Genomic DNA, 7,017 nt, shown 5'->3' on the forward strand with positions numbered 1-7,017 from the left:
TCATGCCAAACCTGTGGCGGACCCGGCAAGGCTCGACACGGGCCCGACGTTGGTGCGAGATCTCCGCGCAGACCGTACCGTCAGCGGGGGTGCGTGTGCGTCGGCGGGTCGACGGATGAGGCCCACGCCACGTCACCCGGCCAGGTCAGGGGGACCGCATGGGGACGAGCGGCAGCGGGGGTGAGCGCAGCTTCTCCGGCGATCGCAAGGCCGCCTGGGAGGGATTCCTGCAGTGCCAGGCCCGCTTGATGCAGCGGCTGGGCCACGAACTCGAGGACGCCGGCAAGATCCCCCTGTCCACCTACGACGTGCTCGCCCAGCTGGCCGAGAGCGGCGGCCGGCTGCGCCTGCGGGACCTGGTGGACCGGGTGGTGCTCTCCCAGCCGGGCCTGTCGCGCAAGGTCGCCCGGCTGGCCGAGGAGGGGCTGGTCGACCGGCTGCCCGACCCGACCGACGGCCGCGGGGTGGTGGTCCGGCTGACCCGCAGCGGGCGGGCGGCGCTGCGCAGCGCCGCCGTCGTGCACATCGCCGGCGTCGAGCGGCTGTTCACCGACCGCATCACCGACGACGAGGCCCGGGTGTTGGCCGGCGTGTTCGACCGCCTGCAGGCCCTCCCACCGGAGCCACCGGGCTGACGGCGCGCCCGGATCAGGGCACTCCGAGCGCCAGGACCAGCATGGCGACCCCGGTGACCACGTAGAAAGTCACGTCGAACACCTTGCCGCGGACGGCCAGCACGCCGATCACCCGCTCGGACAGCACCAGCCGCAGGCCCCCGGCCAGCAGCATGGCGGCGGCCAGCGCGCCGGTCCCGCGCCGCCAGTGCGCGACCGCGATCAGCACCAGGCCGAGGGCCACGATCGCCAGCACGACGGCGATCGGGATCGCCCGCGCCACCGACCGGCTCATCGTCACCGCGCGGATGCCGCTTCGGCGGCCGCGACCACGTTGGTCAGCAGCATCGCCCGGGTCATCGGCCCGACGCCGCCGGGGTTGGGCGCCACGAAGCCGGCCACGGCGGCGACCGTCGGGTCCACGTCGCCCACGATCCGGCCGTCGACCCGGCTGACCCCGACGTCCAGCACGGCCGCCCCCGGCTTGACCATGTCCGGGGTGACCAGGCCCGGCGCCCCGGCGGCGGCGACCACGACGTCGGCCTGCCGGACGAGCGCGGGCAGGTCGCGGGTGCCGGTGTGGCACAGGGTGACGGTGGCATTCTCCGATCGCCGGGTCAGCAGCAGACCCAGCGGCCGGCCGACGGTGATGCCGCGGCCGATGACCACCACGTGCGCACCGGCCAGCGGCACGTCGAACCGCCGCAGCAGCTCGATCGCGCCGATCGGGGTGCACGGCAGCGGTGCGGGGTGGCCGAGCACGAGCGAGCCCAGGTTGTAGGGGTGCAGGCCGTCGACGTCCTTGGCCGGGTCGACCCGGCTCAGGATGGCGAACTCGTCCAGGCCGGTCGGCTGCTGCACCAGGAACGCGGTGCAGGCCGGGTCGGCATTGAGCTCGTCGACGACGCCCTCGACCTCCCGCTGGGTGGTGCCGGCGGGCAACTCGCGCTGGATGCTGGCGACGCCGATCTCGGCGCAGTCCCGATGCTTGGCGGCGACGTACCAGCGGCTGGCCGGGTCGTCGCCGACGAGCACGGTGCCCAGGCCCGGCACGACCCCCCGCTCGGCGAGCGCGCGGACGCGGTCCCGCAACTCCAGTTTGATCGCGGCCAGGGTCGCCCGACCGTCCAGGACCACCGCGCTCATCGCACCCCCTCATGGGGATCATCGGAGCGCTGCGGGGCTCTCGATTCGCTCGCTCGCTCGCTCATGGATCGATCACGTCCCGCATGATGTCATCCCGGCGGGGCGGCCTGCGGCCGTACCGCGATCTCCGGCCCGAGCGTCGCGCCGCCCTGCAGTTCCAGCCCGTCCCCGCTCCAGAACTTCCCGGGGTCGTACCAGTTCTGCGGCCGGTGGCCGGGCAGCAGACCCATCGCCTGGTAGGTCAGCGCGACGACCTCGGCGCAGTAGACGGTCTCGGCGTCCCGGTGGTACCGGAACCGGCCGGCGGCCCAGCTCTTGGTCAGCTTCCAGGTGCTCGGGAACGGTGCGCCGTCCAGCCGGGCGATGGTGGTCAGCACCGCGTCCTCCATCGCCGCCGAGGCCTCCGGCACCAGCTGCCGCATCCAGGCCCGGGCGCCGTACCTCACGTCCCACGTGGTCACCGCGTCGCGCAGGTCGTGCAGTTGGACGCCCCGCTGGCGTTTGCCGGTCCACATGTCGGGCAGCGATCGACCGAGTTCGGCGTGCCACATCAGCTGCGGCAGGTCCTCGATCACCACCGCCATGCCGACGTGGTTGACCGGTGCGTTGGTCAGCGTGCGGATCGTCCGGTCGGCGAACGTGCGGCCGCGGAACAGCCAGACGTCGCCGGTCCTGGTCACCTCGACAGCCTCGTCGAGCGACAGCGACACCCCTGACGCGCGGTCCGACATGTGATCAACATAGACGGCCGGCCGGGCCGGATCGTGCGTACCGTGAACCACCGTGCGCACCAACATGTGGAAGTGGCTGGGCGTCGCCGGCATCGCGGGCGTCGCGGCGACGGGGGCCGCGCTGGTCGCGCGCGGGGAGCGGGAACGGCGCGCCTACACGCCCGAGGACATCCGGGCCCGGTTGCACGAGCGGGCCGTCGGGTCGTCGGGCCGGGACCCGGCCGCCCAGGGCTGATCGGCCCGGGCCCTTGCGGCCGCCCCGCCGCCGGGTCAGCCGGTGACCGGCTCCGCCGGGCGGACCCCGAGCCGGCGGGCGGCGACCACCACCAGCGCGCCGACGCCGATCACCGCGGCCGCGATGACCAGCACGTAGAGCGCGACCCCGGCGTAGCCCCAGGCCTGCAGGTTCGGGTTGAGGAACGGGTAGGGGTACCAGTAGTCGGCGCCGGTGCGGAAGTCGTGCACCAGCGGCCCGCGGACCAGCGTGTAGCCGAGCCAGACCACCGGGAACACCACGATGGCCCCGAGGGTCGACCAGCCGGCCACCCGCCGTTTGGGCGCGACGAGCACGTCGAGCAGCAGAAACAGCGGCCCCCACACGTGCAGGATCTCGTTCGACCAGGGCACCGTGCTGCCCTGGGGCAGCGGGATGCCGCGCAGCAGCAGGTTGTAGACCAGGCCGGTGATCAGCATGTAGGTGCTGACGCAGGCCAGCAGGACGGCGAACCAACGCGGGTCGACCCGCGCCGCGGACAGGCCGATCACCCCGCCGATCGTCAGCGCCACCACGGCCGCGCAGTTGGACGCGATGGTGAAGAAGCTGAAGAAGTCGATCACGGTCGCCCCGACCGGCCAGCCCCGGTCGATCGAGATGCCGACGCTGCGGATCAACTGCGCCACGATGGCGGCGACGATGGCCGCCGCCACCGTGATCCGCAGCACCGACCAGGCGATGGCCCGGGCGCGTTCCGGCGGCATGGCTCAGCCCTCCCGGCCGGCCCGGCCGGCCTGCTCGGCGGTGCCGCCGTCGTCACCGTCGCCACCGATCAGCAGGCCGTGGGCGGCGGCGAACAGCACGGCCTGCTCGACGTCGATCCGGGCGCCGGCCAGGATCGCGCCCACCCACAGCGCGGCGTCCATGCGGGCCCCGCGCAGGTCGGCGCCGGTCAGCTTCAGGCGCTCGGCCCGGGCTCCGGTCAGGTCCGCGCCGCGCAGGTCGCACCCGGTCAGGTCGGCCCGCACCAGGTTCGCCTCGCGCAGCCGCAGGCCCGACAGGTCGACGCCGGCCAGATTGGCCCCGGCCAGCGAGACCAGGGTCAGGTCGCAGTCCCGGAGGGTCAGCGGCCGGGTCCGGCACTCGGTGAACGTCGACCCGGTCAGGCGGCACCCCTCGAACGAGGCCCCGTGCAGCGCGGCCCGTTCGAAGGTGCACGAGACGAAGGCGCTGGACCGGTGCGCACTGTCGTACAGTTCCGCGCCGCGGAACCGGCAGCCGGTGAACGTCACCCGCCGGGTGCGCACGTCCACCAGCGCGGCCTCGGCGAAATCGCATCCGGTGAAGGTGATCCCGGTCAGCTCCTGGCCGGTCAGGTCGACCTCGGAGAAGTCCTCGTCGACGTACTCCGCGTCGGTCAGGTGCAGCGCCATGGCGATCGATCCGTGTCCCGTCGAGAGCGGCCGGGGCCGGTCAGTGGAAGAAGTGCCGGGTACCGGTGAAGTACATGCTCACCCCGCCGGCCTGCGCCGCCGCGATGACGTCCGGATCCCGCACCGAGCCGCCCGGTTGCACGATGGCCCGCACCCCGGCGGCGATCAGGATCTCCGGGCCGTCGGCGAACGGGAAGAACGCGTCCGACGCGGCCACCGAGCCGCGGGCCCGCTCCCCCGCCCGCTCCACCGCGAGGCGGGCCGAGTCGACCCGGTTGACCTGCCCCATGCCGATGCCGACCGACGCGCCGCCGGTGGCCAGCAGGATGGCGTTGGACTTGACCGACCGGCAGGCCCGCCAGGCGAACGCCAGGTCGTTCATCGTGGCCTCGTCGACCGGTTCGCCGGCGGCCAGCGTCCAGCTCGCCGGGTCGTCGCCCGGGGCGTCGATCCGGTCCCGGGTCTGGGCCAGGACGCCGCCGGAGATGGCCCGGAACTCCACCGGGTCGGGGTGCGACTCGATCGGCATGACCAGCAGCCGGATGTTCTTCTTGCGGGTGAGCACGGCGACCGCGTCGTCCGCGAAGCCCGGCGCCAGCACCACCTCGGTGAAGACGTCAGCGATCTGCTCGGCCATGGCCAGGGTGACCGGCCGGTTGGCCGCGATGACGCCGCCGAACGCCGAGACCGGATCGCACTCGTGGGCCAGCCGGTGGGCGCGCGCGATGTCGTCGTCGGTGCCCCCGGCGACCGCCGCGATGCCGCACGGGTTCGCGTGCTTGATGACGGCCACGGCCGGGTCGGCGAAGTCGGTGGCCGCCCGCCAGGCCGCGTCGACGTCGACGTAGTTGTTGTAGCTCATCTCCTTGCCGTGCAGCTGGGTCGCCGAGGCCAGACCGGGTCGCCAGTGCCGGTACAGCGCGGCGGCCTGGTGCGGGTTCTCCCCGTAGCGCAGGGTCGAGACCAGGTCCCAGGTCGCGCCGGTGAACGCGGGCCAGCCCGGCGTCCCGTCGGCACCCCCGCCCGGTCCGGTCGTCTCGGCCCCCAGGTAGGAGGCCACGGCGATGTCGTAGCTCGCGGTGTGGGCGAACGCGGCGGCGGCCAGCCGGGCCCGCTCGGCCCGGGTGAATCCGCCCGCGGCGAGGGCGGCCTCGATGTCCGGGTACCGCGCGGGGTCGACCACGACCGCCACCGACGGGTGGTTCTTGGCCGACGCCCGCACCATCGCCGGGCCGCCGATGTCGATCTGCTCGACACACTCGTCGAACGTCCCGCCCGCCTGCACGGTCTGCCGGAACGGGTAGAGGTTGACCACGACCAGGTCGAACAGTTCGATGCCCAGGTCCTGCGCCTGCCGCAGGTGGTCGGGCAACCGGGTGTCGGCCAGCAGGCCGCCGTGGATCGCCGGATGCAGCGTCTTGACCCGGCCGTCCAGGCACTCGGGGAAGCCCGTCACCTGCTCGACCGGGGTGACCGGCAGACCGGCGTCGGCGATGGCCCGGGCCGACCCGCCGGTGGACACCAGGGTCACGCCGGCGGCGTGCAACGCGCTCGCCAGCTCGATCAGCCCGGACTTGTCCGACACCGACAGCAGTGCGCGCCGGATCGGCCTGCGCCCCTGTTCGGTCAGCTCGTCGGCCATCCCAGAACCACCTTCCGTCCATGCACCGAGTACGGCGCCGCGGTCAGCGCCGTCACCACGTCGACCAGCAACGACCGCTCGACGACCTTGATCCGCTCGTGCAGCGTGGTCACGTCGTCGTCGTCCTGCACCGGGACGGCGCGCTGCGCGACGATCGGCCCGGCGTCCAGACCGGCGTCGACCAGGAACACCGTGCACCCGGTCACCTTGACCCCGTGGGCCAGCGCGTCCGCCGGCGCGTGCATTCCCGGGAACGCGGGCAGCAGCGACGGGTGCGCATTGATGACCCGGTGGTCGAACGCGTCGAGAAAGCCCGGCGCCAGCAGCTTCATGAACCCGGCCAGCACCACCAGATCCGGCCGGTGGGCATCGACGGCGCGGGCCAGCGCTTGGTTCCACGCCGCTCGGTCGGCGTGGTCGGACACCCGACACGTGAAGGTGGGCACGCCGGCGGCCGCGGCGCGGTCCAGCGCGACGCACGACGCCAGGTCCGACCCGACGGCGGCCACGGTGAACGGCCGGGGTTCGGGCGCGTCCAGCAGCGCCTGCAGCAAGGTGCCCGACCCCGAGGCCAGCACCACGACACGCTTGCGCGGCGGGTTGGACGGATCGGACGGGAGGGGGGCGTCGGGCACGGTGGGCTCGGGACTTCCTTCGACGGATCGCCGGGCGGGCGACGAGGGGGCCGGTAGCGGCCGGTCCAGGCTAGTCGGCGACGCCCGGGGCGCCGTCATCAGGTGCGGACGGTCCGGTCCGCCGGTCCGGCCCGCCGGCCCGGGAGCTCGGGCCCCACCCGGCATCCGGCCGCCGCTCGGCCGGCCGGCCGGCTCCCCGGTCGGCCGTCGCCGTCACCCGCGGGCGCCGCCCGATCGGGGGAGGACGGTCCTCGGTGCGACGCCGTGGGGCCGCGGCGAATACCGTGAGGTGGCCGCGTGGGTCCGGTCGGGTCCCTCCGGTGCCAGTCCGGGTCACCGAAGGGGTTGCTGCCGCCATGACCGACCCGTCCCCCGCCCGCCCGCACGGCCGGCACCGTTCGGCTCGTCCGCGGCGCCGGACGCCGATCGTGCTGGGCGTGGTCGTCGCGCTCGCCGCCGCGATCGGCCTGGTGACCTGGTTCGTCCGGTCCGGAACGCCGGAGCCGGCGAACTCCGCGTCCGGCTTCGGATCCGCGGCCGGAACCGCCGCGGCGGCGTCGGGCGAGATCGCCCCGAGCTCGGTCGCCGCGCCCGGAGCGGGC

At 74.2% G+C, this 7,017-nt stretch carries 9 protein-coding genes and 1 pseudogene; 3 read left to right on the forward strand and 7 right to left on the reverse strand.

From position 1 onward, the window contains the following. The first annotated feature begins 158 nt into the window (after nt 1-158). Nucleotides 159-635: a MarR family winged helix-turn-helix transcriptional regulator gene (locus ACOJUF_RS25815; protein WP_420124667.1), complete on the forward strand. Its 477-nt coding sequence runs from the start codon at nt 159-161 to the stop codon at nt 633-635. A 13-nt stretch (nt 636-648) separates the two neighbouring features. On the opposite strand, the gene ACOJUF_RS25820 is transcribed toward ACOJUF_RS25815, so the two are convergent. The 3 genes from ACOJUF_RS25820 to ACOJUF_RS25830 form a co-directional block, all read right to left on the reverse strand. Then, the gene (locus tag ACOJUF_RS25820) at nt 649-909 is read right to left on the reverse strand and encodes a DUF3017 domain-containing protein (protein WP_420124674.1); all 261 of its coding nucleotides are present in this window, start codon (nt 907-909) and stop codon (nt 649-651) included. A gap of 2 nt (nt 910-911) precedes the next feature. Continuing rightward, complete coding sequence (locus tag ACOJUF_RS25825) at nt 912-1,760, reverse strand: bifunctional methylenetetrahydrofolate dehydrogenase/methenyltetrahydrofolate cyclohydrolase (RefSeq protein WP_420124668.1); 849 nt, start codon at nt 1,758-1,760, stop codon at nt 912-914. A gap of 89 nt (nt 1,761-1,849) precedes the next feature. Next, on the reverse strand, nt 1,850-2,491 hold the full coding sequence (locus ACOJUF_RS25830; RefSeq protein ID WP_420124669.1) for a hypothetical protein: 642 nt from the start codon (nt 2,489-2,491) through the stop codon (nt 1,850-1,852). Nucleotides 2,492-2,543: 52 nt separating this feature from the next. On the opposite strand from ACOJUF_RS25830, the gene ACOJUF_RS25835 reads away from it, so the two are divergent. After that, complete coding sequence (locus ACOJUF_RS25835; protein WP_420124675.1) at nt 2,544-2,726, forward strand: hypothetical protein; 183 nt, start codon at nt 2,544-2,546, stop codon at nt 2,724-2,726. 35 nt (nt 2,727-2,761) lie between these two features. Here the strand turns inward: ACOJUF_RS25835 and ACOJUF_RS25840 are convergent, their stop codons facing one another. The 4 genes from ACOJUF_RS25840 to purN are packed head-to-tail and all read right to left on the reverse strand — an operon-like array spanning nt 2,762 to nt 6,415. Then, complete coding sequence (locus ACOJUF_RS25840) at nt 2,762-3,469, reverse strand: Pr6Pr family membrane protein (protein ID WP_420124670.1); 708 nt, start codon at nt 3,467-3,469, stop codon at nt 2,762-2,764. Between the two features lie 3 nt (nt 3,470-3,472). Further along, nucleotides 3,473-4,138 (reverse strand): pentapeptide repeat-containing protein, encoded by a 666-nt coding sequence (locus tag ACOJUF_RS25845; RefSeq protein WP_420124671.1) that lies wholly within the window; start codon nt 4,136-4,138, stop codon nt 3,473-3,475. A gap of 40 nt (nt 4,139-4,178) precedes the next feature. After that, entirely contained in the window at nt 4,179-5,780 is a 1,602-nt protein-coding gene (gene purH / locus ACOJUF_RS25850; protein WP_420124672.1) for a bifunctional phosphoribosylaminoimidazolecarboxamide formyltransferase/IMP cyclohydrolase, read from the reverse strand. After that, a complete protein-coding gene (gene purN / locus ACOJUF_RS25855) occupies nt 5,765-6,415 on the reverse strand; it encodes a phosphoribosylglycinamide formyltransferase (protein WP_420124673.1) in 651 nt (216 codons plus the stop codon). The genes purH and purN overlap by 16 nt, the downstream gene beginning before the upstream one ends. A 356-nt stretch (nt 6,416-6,771) precedes the next feature. Here purN and ACOJUF_RS25860 point away from each other — a divergent pair. After that, nucleotides 6,772-7,017: pseudogene (locus ACOJUF_RS25860) on the forward strand (hypothetical protein); the annotation flags it as partial.

The organism is Nakamurella sp., from assembly GCF_048594475.1.
In the GTDB taxonomy this organism is placed as follows: Bacteria; Actinomycetota; Actinomycetes; order Mycobacteriales; family Nakamurellaceae; genus Nakamurella.